At 70.2% G+C, this 26,570-nt stretch carries 22 protein-coding genes and 1 pseudogene; 9 read left to right on the top strand and 14 right to left on the bottom strand.

Going from position 1 to position 26,570, the window contains the following annotated elements; genetic code table 11:
- Window positions 1-25 precede the first annotated feature (25 nt).
- Window positions 26-1,123: an acyltransferase family protein gene (locus ACWEIJ_RS34945; RefSeq protein WP_449841521.1), complete on the top strand. Its 1,098-nt coding sequence runs from the start codon at window positions 26-28 to the stop codon at window positions 1,121-1,123.
- Here the strand turns inward: ACWEIJ_RS34945 and ACWEIJ_RS34940 are convergent.
- The 9 genes and pseudogenes from ACWEIJ_RS34940 to ACWEIJ_RS34900 form a co-directional block, all read right to left on the bottom strand.
- A complete protein-coding gene (locus ACWEIJ_RS34940; protein WP_449841520.1) occupies window positions 1,086-2,786 on the bottom strand; it encodes a 1-deoxy-D-xylulose-5-phosphate synthase in 1,701 nt (566 codons plus the stop codon). The genes ACWEIJ_RS34945 and ACWEIJ_RS34940 overlap by 38 nt on opposite strands.
- Complete coding sequence (locus ACWEIJ_RS34935) at window positions 2,776-3,717, bottom strand: 4-hydroxy-3-methylbut-2-enyl diphosphate reductase (protein ID WP_449841519.1); 942 nt, start codon at window positions 3,715-3,717, stop codon at window positions 2,776-2,778. Before ACWEIJ_RS34935 ends, ACWEIJ_RS34940 begins: the two co-directional genes overlap by 11 nt.
- A gap of 10 nt (window positions 3,718-3,727) precedes the next feature.
- A complete protein-coding gene (locus ACWEIJ_RS34930; RefSeq protein WP_449841518.1) occupies window positions 3,728-4,774 on the bottom strand; it encodes a family 2 encapsulin nanocompartment cargo protein polyprenyl transferase in 1,047 nt (348 codons plus the stop codon).
- 2 nt (window positions 4,775-4,776) lie between these two features.
- Entirely contained in the window at window positions 4,777-6,177 is a 1,401-nt protein-coding gene (locus ACWEIJ_RS34925) for a family 2B encapsulin nanocompartment shell protein (RefSeq protein WP_449841517.1), read from the bottom strand.
- Window positions 6,178-6,189: 12 nt separating this feature from the next.
- Entirely contained in the window at window positions 6,190-7,185 is a 996-nt protein-coding gene (locus tag ACWEIJ_RS34920) for a terpene synthase family protein (RefSeq protein ID WP_449841516.1), read from the bottom strand.
- Window positions 7,186-7,207: 22 nt separating this feature from the next.
- Window positions 7,208-8,260: pseudogene (locus ACWEIJ_RS34915) on the bottom strand (terpene synthase family protein); the annotation flags it as partial.
- Window positions 8,260-9,666, bottom strand: a complete 1,407-nt coding sequence (locus ACWEIJ_RS34910) for a family 2B encapsulin nanocompartment shell protein (RefSeq protein WP_449841515.1) — start codon at window positions 9,664-9,666, stop codon at window positions 8,260-8,262. The gene ACWEIJ_RS34910 and the pseudogene ACWEIJ_RS34915, both read right to left, overlap by 1 nt.
- Before the next feature lie 320 nt (window positions 9,667-9,986).
- Complete coding sequence (locus ACWEIJ_RS34905; RefSeq protein WP_449841514.1) at window positions 9,987-10,457, bottom strand: heme-degrading domain-containing protein; 471 nt, start codon at window positions 10,455-10,457, stop codon at window positions 9,987-9,989.
- On the bottom strand, window positions 10,454-11,461 hold the full coding sequence (locus tag ACWEIJ_RS34900; RefSeq protein WP_449841513.1) for a Gfo/Idh/MocA family oxidoreductase: 1,008 nt from the start codon (window positions 11,459-11,461) through the stop codon (window positions 10,454-10,456). The genes ACWEIJ_RS34905 and ACWEIJ_RS34900 overlap by 4 nt, the downstream gene beginning before the upstream one ends.
- A 36-nt stretch (window positions 11,462-11,497) precedes the next feature.
- Here ACWEIJ_RS34900 and ACWEIJ_RS34895 point away from each other — a divergent pair, with 36 nt between their 5' ends.
- From ACWEIJ_RS34895 to ACWEIJ_RS34880, 4 genes are all read left to right on the top strand, one after another.
- Complete coding sequence (locus ACWEIJ_RS34895; RefSeq protein ID WP_449841512.1) at window positions 11,498-12,472, top strand: ROK family transcriptional regulator; 975 nt, start codon at window positions 11,498-11,500, stop codon at window positions 12,470-12,472.
- A gap of 10 nt (window positions 12,473-12,482) precedes the next feature.
- A complete protein-coding gene (locus ACWEIJ_RS34890; protein ID WP_449841511.1) occupies window positions 12,483-13,274 on the top strand; it encodes a helix-turn-helix domain-containing protein in 792 nt (263 codons plus the stop codon).
- 5 nt (window positions 13,275-13,279) lie between these two features.
- Window positions 13,280-13,678 (top strand): VOC family protein, encoded by a 399-nt coding sequence (locus tag ACWEIJ_RS34885; RefSeq protein ID WP_449841510.1) that lies wholly within the window; start codon window positions 13,280-13,282, stop codon window positions 13,676-13,678.
- 64 nt (window positions 13,679-13,742) lie between these two features.
- Window positions 13,743-17,141, top strand: a complete 3,399-nt coding sequence (locus ACWEIJ_RS34880) for a S8 family serine peptidase (RefSeq protein ID WP_449841509.1) — start codon at window positions 13,743-13,745, stop codon at window positions 17,139-17,141.
- A 107-nt stretch (window positions 17,142-17,248) separates the two neighbouring features.
- Here ACWEIJ_RS34880 and ACWEIJ_RS34875 read toward each other — a convergent pair whose 3' ends face one another.
- Entirely contained in the window at window positions 17,249-19,489 is a 2,241-nt protein-coding gene (locus ACWEIJ_RS34875; protein WP_449841508.1) for an nSTAND3 domain-containing NTPase, read from the bottom strand.
- Between the two features lie 123 nt (window positions 19,490-19,612).
- Here ACWEIJ_RS34875 and ACWEIJ_RS34870 point away from each other — a divergent pair, with 123 nt between their 5' ends.
- Window positions 19,613-20,350, top strand: a complete 738-nt coding sequence (locus ACWEIJ_RS34870) for a methyltransferase domain-containing protein (protein WP_449841507.1) — start codon at window positions 19,613-19,615, stop codon at window positions 20,348-20,350.
- On the opposite strand, the gene ACWEIJ_RS34865 is transcribed toward ACWEIJ_RS34870, so the two are convergent.
- Entirely contained in the window at window positions 20,347-22,008 is a 1,662-nt protein-coding gene (locus ACWEIJ_RS34865) for a DEAD/DEAH box helicase (protein ID WP_449841506.1), read from the bottom strand. The two genes, ACWEIJ_RS34870 and ACWEIJ_RS34865, sit on opposite strands and share 4 nt — an antisense overlap.
- A 114-nt stretch (window positions 22,009-22,122) precedes the next feature.
- Between ACWEIJ_RS34865 and ACWEIJ_RS34860 the strand changes: the two genes are divergently transcribed.
- Entirely contained in the window at window positions 22,123-22,965 is an 843-nt protein-coding gene (locus tag ACWEIJ_RS34860) for a DODA-type extradiol aromatic ring-opening family dioxygenase (RefSeq protein ID WP_449841505.1), read from the top strand.
- Between the two features lie 4 nt (window positions 22,966-22,969).
- Here the strand turns inward: ACWEIJ_RS34860 and ACWEIJ_RS34855 are convergent, their stop codons facing one another.
- Both ACWEIJ_RS34855 and ACWEIJ_RS34850 read right to left on the bottom strand, forming a co-directional pair.
- Window positions 22,970-23,218 carry a hypothetical protein gene (locus ACWEIJ_RS34855; RefSeq protein ID WP_449841504.1) on the bottom strand — a complete coding sequence of 83 codons (249 nt, stop codon included), beginning with the start codon at window positions 23,216-23,218 and terminating at the stop codon, window positions 22,970-22,972.
- Window positions 23,200-23,517 carry a zinc finger protein gene (locus ACWEIJ_RS34850; protein ID WP_449841503.1) on the bottom strand — a complete coding sequence of 106 codons (318 nt, stop codon included), beginning with the start codon at window positions 23,515-23,517 and terminating at the stop codon, window positions 23,200-23,202. Before ACWEIJ_RS34850 ends, ACWEIJ_RS34855 begins: the two co-directional genes overlap by 19 nt.
- Between ACWEIJ_RS34850 and ACWEIJ_RS34845 the strand changes: the two genes are divergently transcribed.
- Together ACWEIJ_RS34845 and ACWEIJ_RS34840 are read left to right on the top strand one after the other, a co-directional pair.
- Entirely contained in the window at window positions 23,516-24,346 is an 831-nt protein-coding gene (locus ACWEIJ_RS34845) for a helix-turn-helix domain-containing protein (protein ID WP_449841502.1), read from the top strand. The two genes, ACWEIJ_RS34850 and ACWEIJ_RS34845, sit on opposite strands and share 2 nt — an antisense overlap.
- A gap of 10 nt (window positions 24,347-24,356) precedes the next feature.
- Entirely contained in the window at window positions 24,357-24,518 is a 162-nt protein-coding gene (locus tag ACWEIJ_RS34840) for a DUF397 domain-containing protein (RefSeq protein ID WP_449841501.1), read from the top strand.
- On the opposite strand, the gene ACWEIJ_RS34835 is transcribed toward ACWEIJ_RS34840, so the two are convergent.
- Entirely contained in the window at window positions 24,502-26,517 is a 2,016-nt protein-coding gene (locus tag ACWEIJ_RS34835; RefSeq protein WP_449841500.1) for a helix-turn-helix transcriptional regulator, read from the bottom strand. The two genes, ACWEIJ_RS34840 and ACWEIJ_RS34835, sit on opposite strands and share 17 nt — an antisense overlap.
- Window positions 26,518-26,570: the final 53 nt, after the last annotated feature.

Below are 26,570 nucleotides of genomic sequence, written 5' to 3'. Positions count from 1 at the left end.
CACCCGGAAGCGGACCATCGAAGGCATGAGATTGTCCGCTGTGGACAACCTGAAGGTGATCCTCGTGGCGTGGGTCATCGGCGGCCACGCGCTGCTCGGTTACGCCGCGATCGGGGGCTGGCCGTACGACGAGGTCAACGAGGTCACGTTCCACCCCGGCGTCGAGACGGTGCTGGCGGCGCTGATCGGGCCGTCCGGGTTGTTCTTCATGGGCACCTTCTACTTCATGGCCGGGATCTTCACGCCCGGCTCGGTCGAGCGCAAAGGCAGGCAGCGGTTCGTCGTCGAGCGGCTCGTGAGGCTCGGGACCCCGTGGGTGGTCAGTGCGGTCCTCGTGTGGCCGACGTCCGTGTGGATCGCGTACAACGGCGCGGGGCGGGACGTGAGCTGGTGGCAGGCGTTCACGCGGCGGGAGCCGTTGCTGGACAGCGGATCGCTGTGGTTCGTGGGGGTGCTGCTGGTCTTCAGCGTCGCGCTGGCGTTCGCGCCGCCGGTGAGAGAACGCGCCATCACCGGTAGGACCGTCTTCGGCACGACGATGGTGGTGGCCTGCACGACTTTCCTGACGCGGCTGGTGTTTCCGGCGCGCAGCGGGCAGATCGGCGACCTGCACCTGTGGTGGTGGCCGCAGTGTCTCGGCATGTTCCTGCTCGGCGCGGTCGGTGGTCTGACGCTCGCGGAGCGGGTGCCGGACGAGCTCTACCGGACCAGTCGCAACGTCGTCATCGCCACGATCGCGGCGTTGCCCGTCGCGGCGGCCCTGTTGGGTGTGCTGGATCTCGCCCACAACGCGGAGCCGTTCCTCGGTGGCTGGAGGTGGCAGGCGGCGGCGCTGGCGCTGGTCGAGGGGGTGCTGGTGGTCGCGGGCAGTTTGTGGCTCGTCGGGCTGGCGCAACGGCGGCTGACCGGGCAGGGGCCCTTCGCGGAAGGGCTGGCGCGGTCCGCCTACGTCGCGTTCGTCGTGCAGGGGCCGATCCTGCTCGGTCTGGCGACCGCGATGCGGCCGCTCGACCTGCCTGCCGAGGTGAAGGCGCCGGTGGTGGGGGCCGGGGCGATCGCGGTGTCGTTCGCGGTCGGGTGGGTGGTCACTTCACGCCGAGGCGCTTCAGCACGCTCGTCGTGATGCCGGCCGCGTCCAGGCCGTGTGCGCGCAGGATGCGGGCGCGTGAGTCGTGCGGCAGGAAGCGCGGCGGCAGGGCGAACGTGGCCACGCGGTGGCCGGGCAGGGCCTGGCCGAGCCGCGCGCCCAGGGCGCCTGTCGACGTCGTGTCCTCCACGGCGAGCACCAGGCGGTGTTGACCGCTGTACTTCACGAGGTGCGGGTCCAGGGGTGCGGTCCACCTCGGGTCGACCACGTTGACGCGCACGGCGTGTGCGGCCAGTTCTTCGGCCGCGGCCAGGCACGGGCCGGCCAGCGGGCCCACCGCGACCAGCAGCACCTCGGCGCCGGGGACCTCGCGCAGCACGTCGAAGTGGCTCACCCGGCGCAACGCCGGCACGTCCGGGCCGGCCGCGGCCTTCGGGTAGCGCACGACGGTCGGACCGTCGGACACCCCGACGGCTTCGCGCAGCAGCGACGCCAGCGACGACGGGTCGCGCGGGGCGGCCAGGCGCAGGCCGGGTACGACGGGCAGCACGGAGGCGTCCCACATGCCGTGGTGCGACGCGCCGTCCTGGCCGGTCACGCCGGCTCGGTCCAGCACGAACGTCACCGGCAGCCGGTGCAGCGCCACGTCCATCAGCAGCTGGTCGAAGGCACGCGACAGGAAGGTCGCGTAGATGGCGACCACCGGGTGCAAGCCGCCCATCGCCATGCCGGCGGCCGATGTCACGGCGTGCTGCTCGGCGATGCCCACGTCGAAGACACGAGTGGGAAAGCGTTCGGCGAACGGGCGCAGGCCCACGGGTTCGAGCATCGCGGCGGTCAGGCAGACGACGTCCGGGCGGTCCGCCCCGATCGCGACGATCTCGTCGGAGAACACGTCGGTCCAGGTGCGGCCGCCGGACGAACCGGAGGCGCCGACCGCGTGCATGCGGTCGGCCTCGTCGGTCTCGGCGGCCTGGTAACCCTTGCCCTTCACGGTCTTGCAGTGCACGACCACCGGCCGGCCCAGCGCCTTGGCCTCCCACAGGGCGTTCTCGACGGCGTGCACGTCGTGGCCGTCGACCTCACCGATGTAGGCCAGTCCCAGCGCCTCGAACAGACCGCGGGCCGTCCCGGCCAGCAACGACGCCGCGAAGCCGCCCGCCGTCGGGTCGTACGAACGGCCGTTGTCGTTCAGCAGCACCACGACCGGCCGCGACGACCCGCCGATGTTGTTGAGCGCCTCCCAGCACATCCCGCCGGTCAGCGCGCCGTCGCCGACGATCGCCACGACCCGCCGGTCCACGCCGGCGAGCTCGAACGCCTTGGCCAGACCGTCCGCATAGGACAGTGCGGTGGAGGCGTGCGAGTTCTCGATCACGTCGTGCGCGGACTCGGCGGCGGACGGGTAGCCGGACATGCCACCGGCCTGGCGCAGGGAGTCGAAGTCGGGGCAACGCCCGGTCAGCATCTTGTGCACGTACGACTGGTGCCCGGTGTCGAACAGCACGACGTCGACCGGCGACGCGAACACCCGGTGCACCGCGATCGTCAGTTCGACGGCGCCGAGGTTCGGGCCGAGATGCCCGCCGGTCCGGTGCACCTTCGAGATCAGGAACGACCGGATCTCCTCGGCCAACGGCCGCAGCGAGACGGACGGAAGCGCGCGGACGTCCGCGGGCGAGGTGATGTCAGCCAGCACGGCGCACCGCCGGCGGCACCGTGAAGGAGATCGTCTCGGTGGCGGTCGTGTGCGTGGACACGGAGATCGGACCCATGGCCCGCAACGCCGACACCACCTCGTCCACCAGTCCGGGCGGTGCCGAGGCACCGGCGGACACCCCGACCGTCGACACCCCGGTCAACCACGCCGGATCGATCTCCGAGGCGTCGTCGACCAGGTGGGCGGGCGTGCCGCCGCGGGCCGCCAGCTCGACCATCCGCACCGAGTTGGAGGAGTTCTTCGAGCCCACCACCAGCACGAGGTCCGACCGCGCCGCGACCTCCCTGATCGCCACCTGCCGGTTCGTCGTGGCGTAGCAGATGTCGTCCGAACCCGGTCCGCGCAGCTCGGGGAACTTCCGGCGCAGCGCCTCGATCACCTCTGCCGTCTCGTCCACGGCCAGCGTCGTCTGCGTCAGGTACGACACCGGTCCGGCGATGTCCAGCGCCTCGACGTCCGCGACGGTCTCCACCAGCACGATCCGGTCGGGAGCCTCGCCCAGCGTGCCCTCGACCTCCTCGTGCCCGGCGTGTCCGATGAGGACGATCGTGTCGCCGCGTTCGGCGAACCGCCGCGCCTCGGAGTGCACCTTCGCCACGAGCGGACAGGTCGCGTCGAGCACGTCCAACGACCGTTCGACGGCCTCGGCGCGCACGGCGGGGGAGACGCCGTGCGCGGAGAAGACCGCCGTGGCACCGAAAGGCACTTCGGAGAGCTCCTCCACGAACACCGCGCCACGGGCTTCCAGAGCACGCACGACGTGGATGTTGTGCACGATCTGCTTGCGCACGTAGATGGGGCCGCCGCGCTGGTCGAGCAGCCGTTCCACGATCTCGACGGCGCGCTCCACCCCGGCGCAGAACGACCGGGGTGAGGCGAGCAGCACCGAACGCGGCGGATTTTCCGTCATCTGAGGCCTTTCAGTGGTCTCGATCGGTGACCAGCTGCGCGAGCGTGCCCAGCTCGACCGCCGCGCGGGCGGTCGGCGAGGCCTCGCCGAGGTGGACCAGGGCCTGCGTGTGCAGCTCGTCGGCCTGCGTCCGGCTCCAGGCACGGCCACCGGCCAGGTCGACGAGAGAAGCCGCCCGCGCAAGCGTTTCCGCGTTCATCTCCTGCGAGCCGAAGTACACCGACGCGAGCTCGGCCGCGTAGACGGCGCCGGAGTTCAGCGCGTACACGATCGGCAGGGACTTCTTGCGGCTCATGAGGTCGGAGTGCGCGGCCTTGCCGGTCACCGCCGGGTCGCCCCAGATGCCGAGCAGGTCGTCCACGTGCTGGAACGCGAGGCCCAGCTCGGCGCCGTAACCGCGCATGGCCTCGATCTGCTCGTCGGTGCCTCCGCCGAACAGCGCGCCCAAAGCCGTTGAGGCGCCGAGCAGAGCGCCGGTCTTGCCCCGTGCCATCCGCTCCACTTCGGACACTCGCACGTCCGAACGCGTCTCGAAGTCGAGATCGAACGCCTGCCCGTCGAGCAACGCCACCACGGCGTCGCCCAGCGTCCGGATCGCCTCCAGCGCGCGCGGATGCCCGGACGCCGCCAGCACGTCCACCGCCAGCGCCTGCAACGCGTCACCGGCCAGGATCGCCGCGCTGACCCCGAACACCGTCCAGGCCGTGGCCCGGTGCCGGCGGGTCGTGTCGCGGTCCATCACGTCGTCGTGCAGCAACGAGAAGTTGTGGATCAGCTCCACGGCGACCGCCGCGGGCACGGCGGACGAGGCACTGCCGCCGACGGCCTCCGCCGCCAGCAGCACCAGTGCCGGCCGGATGGCCTTGCCGCCGTTCTCCAGCACCGGGTTGCCGTACTCGTCGCGCCACCCGTGGTGGTACTCCGCGACGGTGCGCAGCGACGGCGGCAGCTGTTCGACGGCCTTGCGCAGAGCCGGGAGCACGAGGCCCCGGCTCCACGCGAGCACCTCGCCGGCGGGTCTGCCCGCCGCGAGAGGTTCGGTCAGTTCGGCGGTCATGGCTAGAGACCGATCTCCACGTTCTCCAGCACGCCCAGCGCGTCCGGCACCAGCACCGCGGCCGAGTAGTACGTCGACACCAGGTACTTGAGCATCGCGTGCTCGTCGATGCCCATGAACCGCACGTTCAGGCCGGGCTCGTACTCGTCGGGGATGCCGGTCTGGCGCAGGCCGACGACACCCTGCTTCTCCTCGCCCAGGCGCATCGCGAGGATCGACGTGGTGCCGTTCTTGCTGACCGGGATCTTGTCGCACGGCGCGATCGGGATGCCCCGCCACGACTGCAGCGGCTTGCCCTCGACCTCGACCGTCGGCGTGTACAGGCCGCGTGCGGACAGCTGCCGGCCGAACGCGGCGATCGCCTTGGGGTGGGCGAGGATCAGCTTGGTGTTGCGGCGCCGGGAGATCAGCTCGTCCATGTCGTCCGGCGTCACCGGACCGGTCTGGGTGCTGATCCGCTGCTTGAGGTCGGCGTTCGCGATCAGGCCGAACTCCTTGTTGTTGACGAGCTCGAACTCCTGCCGCTCGCGCAGCGCCTCGATCGTCAGCCGCAACTGGTGCTCGACCTGGTCCATCGGCTGGCTGTAGAGGTCCGCCACGCGCGTGTGGACGCGCAGGATCGTCTGCGCCACCGACAGCTCGTACTCACGCGGCCGCAGCTCGTAGTCCACGAACGTGCCGGGCAGCGTCGGTTCGCCGTCGTGGCCCGACGCGATGTCGATCTCGGCCTCGCCGTGCTTGTTCGACGCGCTCGACGGGCTCGCCAGCTGCTGCGCGATGTGGTCGCGCAACGGCTGGATCTGCCCGTTGAGCTGGTTGAACGTCGCCCGCGACAGCACGACGGCGGTCGTCGGCGTCAACGCGCGCGCGGTGAAGCTCCAGTTCTTCTCGACCCCGCCCAGGACCGGCTCGTCACCGATGTACTCGCCGTCCGCCATGGTGCCCAACGCCACGTCGTCGCCGTACTCGCCGACGCCGGTCTTGGCGACCTTGCCGTGCGCGATGACGACGATCTCGTCGACGGGCTCGCCGCGCTGCGCGATCACCTCACCCGGCTCGTACTCGCGCTGCTGGAACCGGTTCGCCACGGCGGTCAGCGCCGCCTCGTCCTCGAACCCGCGCAGCAGCACGAACTCCGCCAGCTCCTGCGGGATGACCCGCACCTCGGAACCGACGCTGGTGAACGTGATCCGGCCGTCACCGATGGCGTACGTGAGGCGCCGGTTGACCCGGAACGCGCCGCCCTTGGCCTCGACCCACGGCAGCATGCGCAGCAGCCAGCGCGGTGAGATGCCCTGCATCTGCGGTGCGGACTTGGTGGTCGTCGCGAGGTTGCGGGCCGCGGCCGTGGAAAGGCTCAGCTGCTTCTCGTCGATCCCGGGGCCCGGATCGGTAACAGTCACTGCGAGTCCAATCTATGAGCGAACCAGGATCGCGGCGGTGCCGAGTCCTGACGGTGCGTGGAACGACTTCCGGGTGGGGGAGAAGGTGAAACGACCGGAGCGCTGGGTCCAGAGCAGCTCACCGGCCAGCCACGACTTCAGGGCTTCGACGTACCGGTGCAGCCCGGCCTTCGCCTGGGCGTCGAGGTCGTACTCGGCCGCGATCGACGGCAGCTCGCCGATGATCGCGACGATCTGCCGCAACCGAGCCGCGATCAGGTCGGCCACGATCGAGACCGCCTGCTGCTGCTCGCAGTCGAAGAACTGCCGCACGGCGAGCACCGCGCTGGTGGTGCTCCCACCGGTGCCGTAGAGGCGGTCGAACCCGACGATCTCCTGGCGCAGCGCGGGAACGTCGCCGAACGAGTCCACGAGCGCGCGCATTGTGCTGTTGCGCAACAACTCCGCGGGCAGCTCGGCGTTGACGGACTTGCGCGCGAGCTTCGCGGACAGCTGGGTGGCGATCGAACGCCGGCGCATCTCCACGAGGTCGATCGGGTCGGGCACCCGGCCCTGAGCGGTGTTGTGCAGCTCCCACAGCAACGCGTCCAGGTACTCGCCGAGGTGCTCCTGGTCGAAATCGTCCAACGTGGACCGGGAAACCAGATCCGCCAAGCCCTTCTCCGCCGGGCTCATCGGGGTGACCGAGCCGGTCAGGACGGACTTGAGCCGGGCGACGAAGGCCTTGCCACCGACGACGTTGCGCGGGCGGAGGAAGCCCTCCAGGAACGCGTCGCTGACGTAGAAGCCCCACGTGTGCCAGTCGTTGATGTGCTTCAGGTCCTCCAGCGAGGCCGTGGGGTGGGTCAGCGGGCCGAAACCGCCGTAGTCGGCGGCGTCGTAGAACGCCTCGGTCCACGGCGCGCCGTTCAGCATGCCCGTGTCCCGCACCCACGTCTTCGTGTGCTGGCGTACGCGGTCCGCGTACGGTGACAGCCTTGCCGCGAAAGGCATGCCGAACTCAGCCACGACTCACCCCCAGCCACGCGCCGGACGTGCCCAGACCGGTCGGTCCGCGCAGGATCGTGCGGAAGAACGCGCTGTTGCCCGCGCCGCCACCCTCCACCTTGGTGTAACGGCCGGCGTGCAGGTGCCACTCGTGCCCGCCGGACTGCCAGTCCTGCAGCCCCTTCACGTACTTGAGCACGCGCGCCTGTTCCAGCGGGCCGGCCCCGTGCTCGGCGAACAGCTGCGGCAGTTCGGTGAACACGGTGTTCTCGAACTGGTGCAGCCGCGAGGTCAGCAGGTTGTTCACCGCCTCGACCGCGGTCTGCGTGTCGTGGCCGAAGAACTTCTCGAACACGAGCACCCCGTTGGAGTTCTCGCCCTCGCGCTGCACTTCCCGCTCGTACGAGAAGATGTCGTTGCGCAGGTGGATCGCGTCGGAGAACGTGTCGGAGAGGACCCGCAGCGGCCGGGTGCCCGCGAGGGACGCGGGCACCTCGGCCGCCTCGGAGACCTCCACCAGGTTCGCGGACCACGGCGCGCCACCGACCTTGCGGCGCATCTCGATGTACTCGATGGGGTTGGCGACGGTGCCGGACGCCATGTTCTTGATCTCCCACATGCATTCGAGCAGCAGGTTGTGGGTGCTCGTGGTGAACCGGCGCCGCCAGTCGGGCGACATCAGCGGGATGGTCCGCTGCCACAGGTCGACGAGGCCGCGTTCGGTGGGGTTGCGGGGTTCCGGCGTCGTGTCGGTGCCGTTGATCGGCATGAACGCCGGCAGCCGGTCCAGGTACGCCTTCGCCCCCGCCACGTCCGCGGACTTCTTGAACTCCGCGAAGAACTCGTCGTCGAAGTAGAAGACCCAGACGTACCAGTCCGTGATGAGGTCGAGGATCTCCGCGGGCGCGTCCGGGTGGGTCCACGCGCACATGAACCCGTAGTCGTCGCCCGCGAGGATCTCCGGCGTCCACACGCCGGTGCCGAGCATCCCCATGTCCCGCGCCCACTGCGTCGAATGGGCGCGGGCGCGTTCGAGGTGCGGGTTCATCCGCGCCGGGTGGGGCACGTAGAACTCCGGCATGGTGAACGAGGCCATCAGCCTTCGCGGCCCAGCTCGACGTGCTCGAGAATGCCGATCGCGTCCGGCACCATGATCGCGGCCGAGTAGTACGCGCTGACCAGGTAGTTGATGATCGCCTGGTCGTTGATGCCCATGAACCGCACGGACAGGCCCGGCTGGTACTCGTCCGGGATGCCGGTCTGGTGCAGGCCGATGACGCCCTGGTTCTGCTCGCCGACGCGGATCAGCATCACCGACGACGTGCGGGTGTCCGAGACCGGGATCTTGTTGCACGGCAGCACCGGCACGCCGCGCCACGCCGGCACGGACTGGCCGTTGAAGTCGATGTGCTGCGGGTAGATGCCGCGCTTGTTGCACTCGCGGCCGAACGCCGCGATCGTGCGCGGGTGGGCGAGGAAGTAGCCGGGGTCCTTCCACACCACCGAGAGCAGCTCGTCGAAGTCGTCCGGGGTGGGCGGGCCGGACCGGGTGTGGATGCGCTGCTTGAGGTCGGCGTTGTGCAGCAGGCCGAACGACCGGTTGTTGACGATCTCGTGCTCCTGGCGCTCGCGCAGGGCTTCGATCGTGAGCCGCAACTGCTGCTCGACCTGGTCCATCGGGTGGTTGTAGAGGTCCGCGACGCGGGTGTGGACCTGCAGCACGGTCTGCGCGACGCTCAGCTCGTACTCGCGCGGTGAGAGCTCGTAGTCGACGAACGTGCCGGGCAGCACCGGCTCGCCCTCGTGACCCGCCGCCATGCCGATCTCGGCCTCGCCGAAGTCGTTCTGCGGCTTGTTGCGGCTGTTGTAGGTCTGCTGGATGTGCGCGCGCAGTCCGCCGGCCTCGCCGTTGAGGGCCTGGAAGTCCTCCCAGGACAGCGTGAGGACGGTGACCGGGGTGACGGCCTTGGCGGTGTACTCCCACTCGCCCTGCGGCCCGGCCAGCACGGTCTCGCCGAGGTACTCGCCGTCGGCCAGGTTGCCCAGGACGGTCTCGCCGCCGTACTCGCCGGTGCCGATCTTGTCGACCTTGCCGTGGGCGATCAGCACGACGGTGTCCTGCGGACGGCCCTTCTCGACGATCACGTCGCCGATGCCGAACTCCCGCTGCTGGAAGCGCCCGGCCAGCGCGGTGAGCACGGCGTCGTCGTCGAAGCCCTTGAGCAGCGGCAGCTCGGTCAGCTCCTGGGGCACGACGCGGATCTCCGCGCCGATGTTGGTGAACGAGAGCCGGCCGTCGCCCAGCGTGTAGCTGAGCCGGCGGTTCACCCGGTACGCACCGCCCGCGGCCTGGACCCAGGGAAGCACCTTGAGCAGCCAGCGGGAAGTGATTCCCTGCATCTGCGGGACGGACTTGGTGGTCGTGGCCAGATTTCGCGCGGCGGCCGTACCCAAACTCAGCTGCTGACGGCCCTCATTGAGGTCAGAATCCGTCACAGTCACAACCCACACCCCATCTGTCGCACTGCGCTAATGGACCAATCCGATAAGCCGGAAAGGACGTTAGTTCTCGTAATTGAGCGCTGTGAAGGGGCCAAAAAGGCGACATTCGGGTGGGTGCCTTAGGCCTGTCGATGCTACGGAGAGTACAACTCCCGGTAGTCCTGTCAACGTGGAATGCGGCACTCGTTTGGCCCAGTAAGGTCACCCTTTTGTGCGCATTGGTGAACCATGCCGGGCTGCTATACAACACCACTCCGAGTGGAACTCAACCCACTCGAAGTGGTGTGTCCGCATTTTGTACCAACGGCTATTCGTGGCTATTACGCGTCACGCGAGTTCAGGAAAGATTCCAGGTGAGTGACGACGAACTCGTGGTCCTCGGCCTGGGGCAGCCCGGACACGCCGACCGTGCCGACCGGGCCGGTGCCGCGGACGATGATCGGGAAGACGCCGCCGTGCGCCGCGTAGAGGTCCGGGTCCAGCCGGGACTCCGCCTCGAACGTCGTGCCCTTCTCGCGGAACTGCGTGCCGACGTAGAACGAGCTGTGCCCGAACAGGTCGACCACGCGGGCCTTGCGCTCCAGCCACCTGTCGTTGTTCGGCGCGGTGCCGGGCAGTGCGGCGTGGAAGAGCCGATGTCCGTTGCGCTGCACCGAGATCGCGACCGGCAGACCCTGCTCGCGGGCCGCGTCGAGCAGGTGCAGGCCGAGCTCGATCGCGACGTCGTTGCCGAAGCGGGCGAACTGCAGGCGCCGCTCCTGGGCGAGCAGCTCTTCGCTGGTGAGGCTCACAGCTGCACCACCCGGTTCTCGCGCGCGGACGTGAAGGCGGCCTCGATGACTTCGAGCGCGTACACGCTGTCCGCGGGGTCGACGGGGATCTGCCCGGCCTGCAGCTGCGCGTAGAACGTCTCGTAGGCGCCCAGCTCGACGGGCACCTCGACCGTCTCGCCGAGGACGCCGAGCTGGCCGCTGCGGGTCTCGTAACCCCAGTCCGGGTCGGTCGGGCGGCGGCCGGCGTCGAGGGCGTCCTCCTGCTCGTCCATGCCGTCGATCACGAACGCGCCCTCGCTGCCGAGCACGCGGAACCGCGGGCCGTGGTGGGCGGCGTGGGCGCTGGCCCACAGGTGCGAGCGGACGCCGTTGCGGTGCGTCAGTGCCACGAACACGTCGTCGTCGACCTGCACGCCCGGCCGGCGCAGGTCCAGTTCCGCGTAGACGCTGCTGACCGGCCCGAACAGCTGCAGTGCCTGGTCGACGAGGTGCGCGCCGAGGTCGTAGAGCAGGCCCCCGGCCTCCTCGGGAGCACCGAACTCGCGCCAGTTGTCCCAGATCTCCGGCACCCAGCGCTCGTAACGCGACTCGAACCGCCGGATGTCGCCCAGCCGGCCGATGATCTTGCGGACGGTGCGGAAGTCGCTGTCCCAGCGGCGGTTCTGGAAGACCGTCAGCGGCACGCCCTTCGCCTGCGCGGCCGCCACGAGCTCCTTCGCGTCCGCTGAGGTCGGCGCGAACGGCTTGTCCACGACCACCGCGACGCCCTTGTCGATCGCCTTCCGCGCGTACTCGACGTGCGTGCGGTTCGGGGTGCCGACGACGATCAGGTCGAGGTCCATCGCGAACAGCTCGTCGGCGGTGACGATCTTCGCGTCCGGGTGGGCGGCACGGGCCTGCGCCTGCCGCTCCGGGTTCGCCGTGACGATGGCGACGAGGTCCATGCCCTCCGTGGCCGAGATGAGCGGCGCGTGGAAGACGCGTCCCGCGATGCCGTAGCCCAGCAGTCCGACTCGTGTCATGCCCCGATTAAAGCAACGCTGTTGCATAATGGCTAGGTGGACCTCACCTCGCTGCGTTCGCACAACGACCGGACCGTGTTGCGGCTGGTCCGGTCCGGTGCTCTGAGCAGGGCTTCCATCGCCGAACAGGCCGGACTGACCCCGCAGGCCGTGTCGAAGATCGTGGCGCGGCTCATCGACGCCGGACTGCTGGAGGAGACCGGCACGATGCGCGACGGTGGCCGGGGCAAGCCCAGGACCGCGCTCCAGCTCGCCGCGGACGGGGCGCACGCCTACGGGGCCTACGTCGACCGCGACGAGCTGCGCGTGGTGCGGCTCGGCCTGACCGGTGAGGTGGTGTCGGCGTCCGTGCGGCCGCTGGCACCGATGTTCACGCCGGCCGACGTCCTGGACGCGCTGGAGTCGTTGGTGCGACCGGAGGAGAAGGTGCTCGGGCTCGGCATCGGGATCGCCGGCCCGCTCGACTTCCGCGACGGCGTGGTGTCGCCGAACGGTCTGCCGGGGTGGTCTTCCGTGCCGTTGCGGGCGTTGGCGGAGGAACGGCTCGGGCTGCCGGTGGTGGTGGACAAGGACACCAACGCGGCGGTGCTGGCCGAGGCTTGGCGACGACCTCTGCGCGACGCCGCCCTGGTGTTCGTCGGCACCGGTCTGGGCGTGGGGTTGCTGCTCGACGGCGAGGTGCACCGCGGCGCACGGTCCGGTGCGGGCGAGTTCGGGCACACGACGATCCAGCTGGACGGGCCGTTGTGCGTCTGCGGACGGCGTGGGTGCGTCGAGGTGGTGCACGCCGCCGCCACCGGGGTCGAGGCGGCACGGGTGCTCGCCGCCGCGGTGACGAACCTGGTGCAGCTGCTGGACCTCGACCAGATCGTCCTGAGTGGACGGAAGGTGCTGCAGTCGCCGGAGTTGTACCTGCGCGCGATGCCCGAGGTGGACGTGAGCGTGACCTCGTTCGGCGCGGACCTGGTTCCGGTCGGCGCCGGACTGCTGGTTCTGGGCGAGCTGTTCTAGCATCGGCCGGGTGGACGTCGAGCACGTCGTCGGACTGCCGCACCCGAGGCTGCGGCCGTTCGTCACGCGGTACTCCGGGTATCGGATGCGCACCGAGCCCGGCATCCACCGCGGCCTGCCGTCGCGGTCGTTGACGCTCGTCGTGACCATGGACGGCACGGTCGACCTGGACCAGGGCCGGTTCGCCGCGCTGTGCGGCGGCCTGCACGACGAGGCCGTGATCATCACCCACGACGGGTTCCAGCACGGCGTCCAGTGCGACCTCACCCCGTTGGGCATGCGGGCGTTCTTCGGCCTGCCCGCCGGTGAGCTCTCCGGCCTCACGGTGGGGCTGGACGCGCTCGACGCACCCGCCGGCGAGCTGCGGGAACGGCTGCAGACGGCGGCGACGTGGGCGGACCGGTTCGCGGAGCTGGATCTCGTGCTGGGCCGGTTGGTGCGGCCGGTGCGGCAGCGGGTCGAGGTGGCGTGGGCGTGGCAGCGGCTCGCGGACGGGGTGGCGGTGGGGGAGATCGCCGCCGAGGTCGGGTGGAGCCGTCAGCACCTGAGCGCGCGGTTCGCGGCGGAGTACGGGCTGACGCCCAAGGTCATGGCCCGCGTGATGCGGTTCGAGCGGGCGAACCGGATGTTGCGGGGGCAACGCCGGCCGACGCTGACCGAGGTGGCCGCCGCCTGCGGGTACACCGACCAGGCGCACTTCAACCGGGACTGGCGGGCGCTGTGCGGGGCCACGCCGACCGAGTGGATCGCGGCGGAGCTTCCATTCGTACAAGGCGGCGAGGACGTGCCGGCCGCACAGTAGCTGCCATGAACACACCTGCACCCACCTGCTGGCCGACGTTGACCTATGAGGACGCCCCGGCCGCGATCAGGTTTCTCGTGGAAGGGTTCGGCTTCAAGGAGCATCTCGTGGTGCCCGGCGAGGCTGACGGCGAAGTCGTGCACTGCGAACTGGTCTGGCCGGAGGGCGGCGGCGTGATGCTGGGGTCCGCGCGGCGCTCGGTCGGCGAGGTCATGGCGACGCACGTCGGCGCCGCCTCCGTGTACGTGGTGACCGACCGGCCGGACGAGCTTCACGCGCGATGCCTGGGCCATGGGGCGGTTGAGATCCGCGGGCTCAAGGACGAGGACTACGGGTCGCGCGGCTTCACCGTCGCCGATCCCGAGGGCAACCGCTGGAGCTTCGGCACCTACCGCGGAGCGTGAAGCAACCTTCCCGCAACAGATGGAGTCTCCTCGGGTGGAGAGGTTCACACCTAGGGGAGGACAGGTGCGCATAGCGCGCTGTTTTGTGGCCACCGCGCTCGTCGCCGGGCTGGTCAGCCCGGCGACACAGGCTCAGGCACAACCGGCAGGCCCTCAGCCGGCGTCGACCATCACGCTGATCAGCGGCGACAAGGTCGTCGTCGACGAGCGAGGCGAGCTCGTCCGGATCGAGGGCCGGCCAGGCATGCAGTTCGCCCAGTACGTCAAGAACGACCACCAGTACGTGGTGCCGGCGGACGCGGTCGACGCGGTGGGGCAGGATCGCGTCGACCAGCGCTTCTTCGACGTCACGGCACTGCACTCGTTCGGCTACACCGACGAGAAGATCGACCGGATTCCGGTGCTGGACAACGGGTTCCACGCGGCAGCCGCGGTGCCGAAGAAGGAGGCCGCGCAGCGCTGGAAGGGGCGTGCGAACGCCCGCGGCGCCGGAAAGCTGTGGCTCGACGGCAAGTCGAAGATCACGCTGGACCAGAGCGTGCCGATGGTGGGCGCGCCGCAGGCCTGGCAGGCCGGGTTCGACGGCACCGGCGTCACGGTCGCCGTGCTCGACACCGGCTACGACCAGAACCACCCCGAGCTCGCCGGGGTCGTGTCGGTGGCGAAGGACTTCACCCCGGCCGGCATCCAGGACAACATCGGCCACGGCACGCACGTCGCGTCGACGATCGCGGGCCGCGGCGGGAAGTACACCGGTGTCGCCAAGGGGGCGAAGCTCGCGGTCGGCCGGGTGTGCGAGGCGGAGTGGTGCCTGGACAGCGCGATCCTGGCCGGCATGGAGTGGGCCGCCCGCGAGGTCAAGGCCAAGGTGATCAACCTGTCCCTGGGCGGTGACCAGTCCGACGGCACGGACCCGTTGTCGCGCAAGGTGAACGAGCTCACCGCCGAGACCGGCGCGTTGTTCGTGGTGGCGGCGGGCAACTCCGGCGAGCGCCGCAAGGTCTCGGCTCCGGCGTCCGCCGACTCGGCGCTCGCGGTGGCGAACCTGCGCAAGTCCGGCACGCTGGAGGAGTGGTCGTCACGCGGCCCGCGGCTGGGCGACTACGCGGTCAAGCCGGACATCGCCGCACCGGGCACGGACATCGTGGCCGCACGTGCCGCGGGCACGCTGGCCGAGTCGGCGGTGGACGACCTGCACGCGCGGCTGACCGGCACGTCGATGGCGGCACCGCACGTCGCCGGTGCCGCGGCGATCCTGGCGCAGCGCAACCCCTCCTGGACCTCGGCCGAGCTGAAGGCGCACCTGATGGCGACGGCCAAGCCGGTCGCCGACACGTCCGCGAACGTCGGCACCGGATTGCTCGACGTCGGTCGCGCGGTGACGCAGCAGGTGCGCGCGGACGCCGGCAGCCTGTCGTTCGGCCTGCTGGAATGGCCGCACACCAAGACGTTCACGAAGACGATCACCTACCGCAACGACGGCTCGGCGCCGGTAACGCTCTCCCTCAAGCACGACCTGGGCCCGGACTTCTCGGTGCCGGCGTCCGTGACGGTGCCGGCGGGCGGCACGGCGGCGGTCGACGTGGTGCTGGACCCGAGCAAGGGCAACGGCACCTTCTTCGGTCACCTCACGGCTTCCGGTGCCGGTGCCGAGGTGCTCACGTCGGTCGGCGCGTACGTGCAGGAGGAACAGCACACCCTGACGGTGACCATGACCGGCCGTGACGGCAAGCCCGTCCCGAACGAGTTCGTCGTGCTGGTCGACCTGTCCACCCGGGAAGCCTCGGTGCTGAGCATCGCGGGCGGCGTGGGTTCGGCGCGGCTGCCGGTGGCGGACTACGCGGTCATCGGCCGGATCGACGAGCTGACCCCGAACTACGCCTGGTTCACGCCGGTGTCCGCGACCGAGGTGGCCGGTCGGCTGTCGTTGCGCGCCGACCAGACGCTCGCGCTGGACGCCCGGCAGGGCAGGCAGATCAGCGTCGACCTCGACGATCCGACCGCGGAGGTCTGGTACCGCAACGCCGACCTGGCCGTGCCGTTCGCACCCGGCAAGATCAGCGGTGTCGCCAGTGTCGTCGACGGCCGGGTTCCGCTGTACGGCCTGTCGTTCGGCCCGCCGTTGCCCGACCTCACCTACGACTCGGGCCTGAAGGCCGGTCAGCCGCTGATCTCGGTCGTCGGTGGGTTCCCCGTGCGGTACTACGAGAGCAGCAAGTACCTGCCGGTGGGCGAGCACAAGTTCGACGTCGCCGAACGCGGCACCGACGTGCGCGGCAAGCTCGCTCTCGTCCGCACCGCGGGCGAGAACCCGTACGACGTCGCGAGGGAGATGCAGGCGGCCGGTGCGCTCGCCGTGCTCTGGGCGGGGCCGGTGCCGTTCGGGTACGAGGAGCAGACGGTCATCCCGGTGATCGCGGTGGCGGAGCACCACGTCGCCGTCACGCCCTCGCGGCTGACGTTGCGCAGCATCGCGGGCTCGCCGGTCTCGTACACGTTGTTCTTGCAGGACAAGGGCAAACTGCCGATCGGCACCAAGCACGTCCGTCGCGCGGACCTCGCCGAGGTGAAGGCGCGCTACCACACGTCCGGCGCGGACGGCTTCGTCACGACCAGGAACTACCCGGTCGTCAACGGCGCGATCAACCACCGCGTGGGCGCGCTGGACGAGAGGCTGACGGCCCCCGTGCAGCGCACCGAGTACTTCACCCCGGGCACCTGGTACCAGGAGGGCTTCGACGGCCGCAGCTTCGGCGCGGGCGACGACCCGACGGTCACCACGTGGTCCGATCTCGAACCGGCGACCTACGCCGCCGGTCAGTGCTACGAGCGCACGAACCTCCGCGCGGTGTCGTCACCCCGCCTCGGTCGCCCGACCCAGGTGACCTGGTCGCAGGGCGGCGGCGTGGAGCGGACCGGCGACGCGATCAACTTCCGGATCTCGCCGTTCGGCGGCTCGGGCTGGGTCGAGAGCTGGATGTACAGCGGCTACGGCTCGACGGAACTGCGTCGTGACAACGAGGTCGTGGGGTACGCCGGCCTGTGGCAGGGCACCTTCGCGGCGCCCGCGCGGGACGGCCGCTACACGCTGACCCTGGACGGGGCTCGTGACACGTCGGCGCTGTCCACGAACGTGCACACCACGTGGGGGTTCTCGGCGGCCAACGAGGGCCGGCTGCCGTTGCTGGAGGTCGACTACACGCTGCCGGTCGACCTGCGCAACAGCTGGAAGGCCGGCGTGCCGATGCCGGCGAAGTTCACCGCGTCGCGCCCATCGGGCACCCTTCGTGAGCTGCACGCCTACGCATCGTTCGACGACGGCGCCAACTGGGTGCCGGTGAAGTCGATCGTGCCACCGGCTGGGAAGCCCGAGGGTTACGTGTCGCTACGCGTGGTGGCCACGGACACGGACGGCAACACGGTCGACCAAACGGTGTTGCGCGCCTACCGCCTTCGGGCGTAACCGCGCGGCCGTTCGGTCGTTGTAACCCCCTGCGGCACCTGCCCGGCCGGGCGCGAGGCGAAGAAGGACGCGGCGCCTCGCGACCCCGGGCAGGTGCCGCCGCGGGCTCACAGGTCAGCGAGTCCCGCCATCAGCACGGCGATCTGCTCGTCACCGGAGTACCGGCGCCGCCATGCCCGGCGCACCGCCCGCCGGGTGGCCGCCGAGGGGAACCGCGGCTCGGGCGCTTCCGAGTTCTCGACCATTCGTGAGACGACGTCGAACGCGTCGGCCGGTCCGTACCGGTTGTGCTCGTCCAGAAAACTCAGCAACTGCTCGACCGCACGTGTGAGGTCAGCGGCGATCTCGTCCACCCCTGCGAGCTCTGCCAGTTTCTCCTCTCCCGCCGAGAGGAGGAACTCCAGGGCTTCGCGCATTGCTTCGTACGGCACACCGGGCAGCCGGTCGATGACGTTGTGGAACCTGTCGTGGAAGGCCCACCAGTCGTCCGGAGGAGCTGTCGTGAGATCGGCGAGGATGTCCTCGCTGAGCTGCTCGGCGAACGTGCGAGCGATGCGGACGGGAAAGCCCGGCGTGGTCGCCATCAGGACGGCCAGGTCGATCAGGGCGTCGTCGTGCCTGTGCCAGCGCCACCGCGGCGGGTCCTGCTCGACGAGCCCGGCAACGCGTGTCATCAGTTCGCTGGATTTGATCGCGTCCGCGACATCGATCATCCAGGTGAGGTGCTGAACTTCGTCCCAGCCGTACGGGCGGTCGAACGGCTCGTCAGTGTCGATCACGGCCTTCGTGACGACGTCGCTCACCTGCTTGAGGGACTCGAGAAGTGGATCGCTGTCGCCGTCCAACGCCGCCATCGTGAGTCTGACGATCTGATCACCGTGGATGAAGCTCGTGATCAGTGCCCGCAAGTCCGCCCGTGCGTGTCCCAGGTGGTAGGCCAAGTAGTCGGTGATGGACGGGTTGTGGGGCTTCACCACCGAATCGGCCAGGATCATCGTTCCGTCGAGAACGCGCAACGTCTGCCGGAACGTCCTGCTGTCACTGGGCAGCGACAGCGCGCGCCGGTATGACGTCCATGCTTCTTGAACGTCCTCAACGGACGCCCTCAGCGTGAACACGATCTCCAGCAGGTGGACGGCCGCGTCGCTGAGCTCGTTCTCGACGATCGTCTCCCAGATCCGACGGGGGTTGTCGAGGTTCGCGATCATCGTGGCGGCCGCGTTCTGGTCTGTGGCGGGAGCCAGGTTCAACGTCCGTTCGACCAGGCGCGGGTTGAAGTTCGGGTGCCTGACGATGGGGCGCCACACTTCAGCGGCGGCGAACTGGTGCTTCTGGGCCACCGGCAGCCGGGAGTGCTGTACGTGGTTGTACAGGATGTGAGCGCGGATTTCCGGGGTCAGGTCGGAGAGTTCGACAACGCTCAGCACGGGATCGAGATCGGCCTCTCCGAAGACCCGATGGCGTTGGCGGGCACGTTCCAGGACGTAGCCGCGGGTGGTGAGGACGAGCGCCTTGCCCGGTGTGGCGGCGATCTTGTGCATCGCGGCGAGCAGCCGGTGGTCTTCGTTCTTCCCCAGCTCGTCGAGCGTGTTGCTGCCGAGGAAGTCGTCGTAGACGAAGACCTGGCGCGCGGAGGCGTCCCAGAGCCTGGCGATCTCGCCGGCGTCCTCGGACACCTCGACGATCTCGTAGCCGTCGCCTGCCAGCCACAACGCCAGCATCCGGGCGACAGTGGTCTTGCCGATGCCGGGCAAGCCCGTGATCACGCACACCTGAGTCGCTTGCAAAGTCGCCCGTGCGTTCTCGAATCCCCCGTGCGGGACGAACGTCTTCGCGGTCTCCTCCAGCTCGGCCGACAACCAGGAGGACCGCTGGACGACGTCCTTCGCGAGCAACGTCTGCAGGACGGTCGTGCTGCTCAGCCACAGGCGGAAGTGCCGCCGCACGATCTCGGGGCGCTTTCGCAGTTCCTCCACGAGCTGGTCGCCGCCGAAGATGTCGCCGGTGCTGTGGATGAACGGGTGGAACGCCTGGTGGAGCTTGTCCTTGTCGGCAACGGTCAGCCGCAGGCTGGTGGCGACGACGTAGCGCTTCGGACGAAGCTCGCGAACCTTGGGCAACTCCGTCCCGACGAGGTGCCTGATCAACGCGGACCGGCTGCCGGCCGCCCAATGCTTGCACTGAACGACGAGAGTTCCGTCCGTGGCCGACATGTGGCGAAGGTCGATGCCGCCGTCGGCGCCCGCGGGGAACACCTCGAGAGATCGTCCCAGCACCGCTTCGAGCAGATCGCCGCAGACCAGTTCGAAGTCGTGGTCCGTCAGGCGGCGGAGGTCGAAGGAGTCCACAGGGCATCGTAGTGGCGGCGAGAGGGCGGTTGTCCGGAGAACGAGATGATCAGCCGGACGGATGGCGCGCAGTCCGGAGTATTCAGTGGCTCGTCGCGTGTCTGCGTGGTGGCATGTCCGGCCATGGGGATCTTCGAAGACCTGGTGGCGGAGGGCGCCGCGGTACCGCTGGAGGGCTGGGACTTCTCCTGGTTCGCCGGCCGCGCCACCGAGGAACGCCCGCCGTGGGGCTATGCGGCGCAGATCGCGGCCAGGCTCGCCGCCGTGGAGTCCGCGCTGGACCTGCAGACCGGCGGCGGTGAGGTCACCGCGTCCGCACCCGCGTTGCCGCCGCTGATGGCCGCCACCGAGTCGTGGCCGCCCAACGCTCTTGTCGCCGCCCGGAACCTGCCACTGGTCGTGCAGGCGCCCGACGAGGGGCCGTTGCCGTTCCGCTCCTCGGCCTTCGATCTCGTGATCAGCCGGCACCCCGTGGTCACGCCATGGGCGGAGATCGCACGGGTGCTCAGGCCGGGCGGGATCTACTTCTCGCAGCAGATCGGCGCCGGGACGAATCGGGAGCTCACCGATTTCATGATGGGGCCGCAGCCCGTCAGCGACGCTCGCAGCACCTCGCGGGCACGTGCGGACGCCGAGGCCGCCGGGCTGGAGGTGCTTCGGCTGGAACCGGTGGCGTTGCGCGTCGCGTTCTTCGACGTAGGCGCGGTCGTGCACTTCCTGCGCAAGGTGCTGTGGACCGTGCCCGGCTTCACCGTTGAGGGCTACCGCGACCGGCTCCTGGACATGCACGAGCACATCCAGGAGCACGGCGAGTTCGTCTGCACCTCGACCCGGTTCCTGGTCGAGGCCCGCAAGCGCTAGCGCGGCTGGCGTTCGCGGCGGATCGTGATGCGCTTGCCCTTGATGGTGGCGTCGCGCAGGGACGTGATCACGTCGTTCGCGGCCGGACCCGGCACCTCGACCAGCGAGAAGCGGTCCGCGATCTCGATCGCGCCGATGTCGCGGCCCTTCAGGTTCGTCTCGCCGGTGATGGCGCCGACGATGTCCTGCGGGCGGATGCCGGACGAGCGGCCCGCGCCCAGGAACAGCCTCGTCATGCCCTCGCTCGGGCCGCGGCGTTCGCGGCGCGGGCCGGCGGTGGTGCCGTCGCGGCGCGGACGGTCCTCGCGCGGGCGGACCTCCGGGATCTCCTCCTCGTCCGCCGCGGCGCCGGAGGCCTCGTGGGCGAGCTTCACGGCGGCCAGGGCGATGTCCATGACGTCGAACTCGTCGGCCAGGGTCTCGACCACGACGCGGAAGCGCGACAGGTCGTCCTCCATCAGCGACTCCTGCAGCGACGAGCGGGTCAGCTCCAGCTGCCGGGCGCGCAGGTCGGCGACCGTCGGGACCTTCTCCATCGGGATCTTGGTCTTGGTGACGCGCTCGATGGTCTTGAGCATCGAGTTCTCGCGCGGCTCGACCAGGGTGATCGCGACGCCCTCGCGGCCCGCGCGGCCGACGCGGCCGATGCGGTGGGTGTAGGCCTCGGGGGCGGAGGGCACGTTGTAGTTGACGACGTGCGTGAGCTGCTCGATGTCGAGGCCGCGGGCGGCGACGTCGGTGGCGACCAGCAGGTCGGCGGTGCCGCCGCGCAGGCGGGACATCACGCGGTCGCGCTGCTCCTGGCTGATGCCGCCGTGCAGCGACTCGGCGCGGTAGCCGCGGCCGTTCAGCGTCTCGGTGAGCTGGTCGACCTCGTCGCGGGTGCGGCAGAAGACGACGGCGGCGGTCGGCGACTCGACGTCCAGCACGCGGCCGAGCGCGGCCGGCTTGTGCTCGCGGCGCACCAGGTACGCGGTCTGCCGGACGCGCGGGGCCTCGCCCGGCTCGGTCTTCTCGCGCTCGATCTGGATCAGCACCGGCTCGCGCAGGTGGCTCTTGGCCATGCGGTCGATGCGCGGCGGCATCGTGGCCGAGAACAGCACGGTCTGCCGGTCGGCGGGCGCCTCGGCGAGGATCGCGTCGATGTCCTCCGCGAAGCCCATGTCGAGCATCTCGTCGGCCTCGTCCAGCACGACGATCTTCAGCTCGCTCAGCTGCAGGGTGCCGCGCTGCAGGTGGTCGATCGCCCGGCCCGGGGTCGCGACCACCACGTCGACGCCGCGGGACAGCTCGCGCAGCTGACGGCCGATCGGCTGGCCGCCGTAGATCGGCAGCACGCGCGCGCCCATGTGCCGGCCGTAGCGGTGCACCGCCTCGGACACCTGCACGGCGAGCTCACGGGTCGGCGCGAGCACGAGGGCGAGCGGCTTCTCGCCCTTGCCGATGCGGTCGGCGATGCGTTCGAGCAGCGGCAACGCGAACGCCGCCGTCTTGCCCGTGCCCGTGGCGGCCTGCCCGAGCAGGTCGTTGCCCGCGAGCAGCGGCGGAATCGCTTCGGACTGGATCGGCGTCGGCTCCTCGTAGCCCAGGGTGGTGAGCGCGTTGAGGATGTCGGGCCTGAGCCCCAGGTCGGCGAAACCGTTGTCGGCGGTGGTCATGACCGATATCTTCCCCCACCTGCCGGATCCCGCTGTACGGGAGGTGCGGTCAGGGGGACTCGGGCGGACTCCACTGTGGACTCGGGAACCGACGGGGGAACCTAGGATGGCCTGGTGAACAAGAGCCTGACGGTCTGCGCCTCGCACCTGGTCACCCTGCCGGGCGCTCCTCACGGGCCGGTCCGGGAAGCGATCGCCACCGCGCGCGAGGCGGTGCAGGCGTTCGACCCGGAGCTCGTGGTGTTCTTCGGCACGGACCACCGTCGTGCGTTCCGCGCGGTCGTCCCCACCTTCGCGGTGGTGCTGTCGGCGACCGCGCAGGGTGACGTCGCGGGTCCCTCCGGTGCCTACGACGTGCCGTCCGACCTGGGACGCGCACTGGTCGCCGACCTCGTCGCGCACGACTTCGACATCGCCACCGCGTACGAGGCCGCGCTGGACCACGCGTTCGGCCACACGGCCCGCGACCTGCTGGGGTCGATCGACGCGAAGCCCGTGCTGCCGGTCTTCGTCAACTGCGCCTCACCGCCGCACGCGTCCTTCCGCCGCGCGGCGTCGCTGGGACGCCGCGTCGGCGAGTTCTTCGCTTCGAAACGCGTGCTGTACGTCGGATCGGGCGGCCTGGCGCACGACCTGCCGGGATTCCGCGAGCCCGAGACGGGCGCGGTGCTCACCGAGGCCGAGCGTCAGGCCTGGATCAGGTCGGTCAACGAGAAGGCGCGGGCCGAGGGCACCATCCGTGAGCTGGTGCGCACGTGGGACGAGGCCTTCCTGGCCGGGGTGGGCGGGACGTCGTGGGACTGGCTCGACGAGATCGGCACCGACCTCGTCGAACGCGGCGGCAACGGCGCGGCCGAGTGCCTCACCTGGACGGCGGCCTGGGCCGCCGGTGGTCAGGCCCTGACGACCCTCGCCCACGAGTTCGACACCAACGGCCGCGCCGTCGTGATGTCGTAGGCCTTCAAGTCGGCGGCATCTCGACCGTGGCCAGCACGTCGGCCTCGGCCAGGTACAACCGGCCGAGGTCGATGAGAAGCGTGCCGAGCTCCCGATAGTGCGCCGCGCGCTCGACGTCGGGAATCAGCCCACATGTGCGCAACATATTTTGTGCGAGCATCTCGCCGAACTGTGGATAACTCTTCACCACCTCACGCGAGAGCCGTTGAAGAGATATGCGGAGCAGGTCCTCCGTCAGGATTTCCGCGGCCACGGCAGGATCCCCTCACTCTCTCGCCAGGCGCCGTCGCAGTCCCAGCACGTCGGCCAGCAGATCTTGTCTCGCCACAGGCTTATCTCTTGCGGCACAAAGGGATCGCCGCAGAGCGTCTCGACGAGCTGCCCCCTGGCCGGCTCGTCGGGGATGGCGTGTCGCAGCCCCTCATGGGGTGTCCATCTGAACCTCACAGAATTATTGTGCGACTTGGAGGATCTCCAAGCTAACGCCCTTTCGGGTTGTGTTGTCACCAAACGTTCTGGAATGCTCAGGAATGAGACTACCGTTCTCGTCATGCCGAAAAGATTCTCCACCGCAAGGGGTCGGGAGTTCGGTGACGGCCTGCGCGCCGCCATCGCGAACACCGGCATGACCGCCCGCGCCGTCGCCGAGCTCGTGGGCTGGCAGGAGGCCAAGGTGTCCGACCTGGTCAACGGCAAGGGCGGGGCCACCGAGCTGGAACTGGCGCTGCTGCTGGGCGTGTGCCGGACGCCGCCGCAGGAACGCGACCACCTGCTGTCGCTGTTCAACGAGGCCAACCTCAAGGGCTGGTGGCAGGACCACGGGGCGTGCACGCCGATCCGGCCGCGCACGTTGATCGAGCACGAACGCGCCGCCAAGAAGCTGATCAGCTGGCAGGTCTCGCTCGTGCACGGCCTGATTCAGCTGCCCCGGTACGCGCAGGCGGTCATCGAGGCGGGCGCGAACGTTCCCGACGACGAGGTCGAGGAGCGCGTGCAGGCCCGCGTCGAGCGGCAGACGGTGCTGGGCAAGGGCCTGAAATGCGTCTTCTACCTCCACGAGTCGGTGCTGCTGTCACCGGTCGGTGGTGCTGCCGTGCTGGAGGCGCAGCTGCGGCATCTGCTGAAGATCGCGGAGCGGTCCTACGCCGAGATCCGGATCGTCCCGCTCTCGGCCGGTGCGCACGCGGGGTTCGCCGGCTCGTTCGACCTGTTGACCTTCGACAAGTACGAGCCGGTGGTGTTCCTGGAGAGCGAGAACTCCAGCCTGATCATCGAGGCGCCGTACGCGGTGAAGTCGTACGAGCGGGTGGTGGAGGCGCTCGATGAGATCGCCTGGGATGCGGAACAATCGAAGGAGCTGATCAAGCGGCTGCTGACATGAGGAGACACCGATGGCGGAGTGGCGCAAGAGCACCCGGAGCGCTAACGCGAGTTCCTGCGTGGAGGTCGCCACCGGCATCGGAATCCGGGACAGCAAGGCGCCCGTCGCGCACATCGAGGTCGGCGCCACCGCGTGGACCGCGTTCCTCGCGCACGTCACACGAGAGCGCTGAGGTTCGTCCGGCGGCTGCTGCCGGTCTTCGCGAGCAGGTTGCGCACGTGCGTGTCGACGGTCCGCCGGGACACGGAGAGCTTCACCGCGATCGCGGCGTTGGTGGCGCCGTTGGCGAGGAGCAGCAACACGTCCATCTCGCGGCTCGTGATGCCGAACGCGCGCAGGTGGGGAGGCACGCTGGCGTCGCCTCGGCCTCGGCGGGGAATCGGGATGCCCGCCTCGCGCATCACCTTCTCGCAGCGGCGGCGCCACGGGTTGTTGCCGAGCGAGGTGAAAACGCCGTGGGCGGCTGTGGCCCGCGAGGCGTCCTGCACCACGACGGCGGCGACGGCGGCCAGGAACGGGGAGCGGTCCAGGTCCTCCCAGGCGCGCTCGTCGCCGAACGCGAGCCGTGCCAGGCCGCGGTTGGTCCACGAGCCGATGCCCTTGTCCAGCAACGACGCGGCGGTGGACAGGTCGTCGCGGTCCACGGCGGACAGCAGGGCGCGGACTCCGCGCGTCTCCGGGAACGAGGTCAGGGTGTCGGCGTAGTGCAGGGCGCCCGAGAGGTCGGCGGCGAGCAGGGCACGCCACAGGTCGGCGGTCGCGGGCGGCAGGTCGGCGGGCTCACCGCACAGGACTGCGACGGTCCGCAGGTGGTGGTCGGCGAGAGCGAGCAGTGCGCCGCGGGCCTGCGGGCGCGCCTGCTGCAGGCGGAACGGGCTGACCACGGTCAGGCAGTCGACGACGCCGAGTTCGAGGTCGGCCCGCCACTGCCAGTCCGGCAGGCGACGCAGCCGCGTCAACGGTTCCACGGCGCCGGCCGGATCTCCGGTCATGGCCTGGCGCGCGGCGAGGAGGAGTCCGGTGCCGTCGCGCAGAGCGGTGGGGCGGCGGTCACCGAACCTGGCCGCGTGGGCGTGGGTGTGCGCGGTCGCGAGGTGGGCGAGGGCCTCGTCGAAGCGCCCGAGTTCGACGGCGCACCTGGCCGCGCGGGCACGGGTGTCCGGCGTCGGTGGGGTGGTGGCCAGGTGGGCGAGCGCCTCGTCGAAGCGCCCGAGCTCGACCAGGGCCGCGGTGAGCGTGTCGACGGCGGCAGCGCGGATGTCGTTGGTGGGGGCCAGTTCCACCGCGCGTGCTGCCGCGGCGGAGGCCTCCAGCGGTGACCGCCGGCTCAGGCGGTGCCGGCCGAGGGCGACCCACGTCCTGGCCGCACGGGTGGGGGAGGCGCTGGCCAGCACGGCTTCGCGGATCAGGCCGTGGCGGAAGCGGTTGCCGGTCACCAGGTGCGCGGCGGCGAGGTCGTCGAGCGCGGCGGCGACGGTGTCCGGGTCGAGGCCGGTCAGCGGCTGGACCTCCTGCCACGTCAGGACGTCGTCGATGACGGCGGCGGCGTGGGCGACCTCGGTGGCCGCCGGGCTCAGCGCGGCCAGTGCCGTGCGGGTGAAGGCCTCCAGGGCCGGACAACCACCGGTCGCGCACAGCTCCACGATCGCGAGCGGGAGGCCCTCCGCCCGGTCCAGCACGTCCGGTCCGCCGCCCAGGGCGTCGACCAGCGCGGCTGCGGCGTCGTCGGACAGTCGTGGTACCAGGCCGGGGCCGGCGCAGGTGCGTTCGGTGGTGACGACGGCCGCGCTCGCGGCGAGGTGAGGGTGCACCGCGGTGTCGTCGAGGAGCAGCACGCCGTTGACGGTGTGCAGCAGGCGGACGACGGCCTCGGCCAGGACGTCCGGGGGAACGGGCCGGCCGGTGCGCCACTCCGGGACCAGTTCGCCGAGTGCGTCGCGGTAGCACGCCGGCAGGTCCGGCCAGCCGCGCCGGGTGACCGGGAGCAGGGCTTCGGTGAGGGTGTGCCCGCGCAGGACCGTGCGGCCGCGGCAGCGGGCGATCCGCGCGAACTCGGTGACCAGGCGCGACTTGCCGATGCCCGGTTCACCCCGCAGCGTCAGCGCGCCTCCGGTCGTCAGGGCGTCGTCCCATTGGGCCAGCTGGGCTTCTCGTCCGAAGAGCGGTGTCATCGTTCCAGCTTTCGGCCTCACCGCGCACCGGCGCCACCTCCATTCCGTTTCCG

The organism is Lentzea sp. NPDC004789 (assembly GCF_053601075.1).
This window is presented reverse-complemented; position numbering and strand designations above follow the sequence as displayed.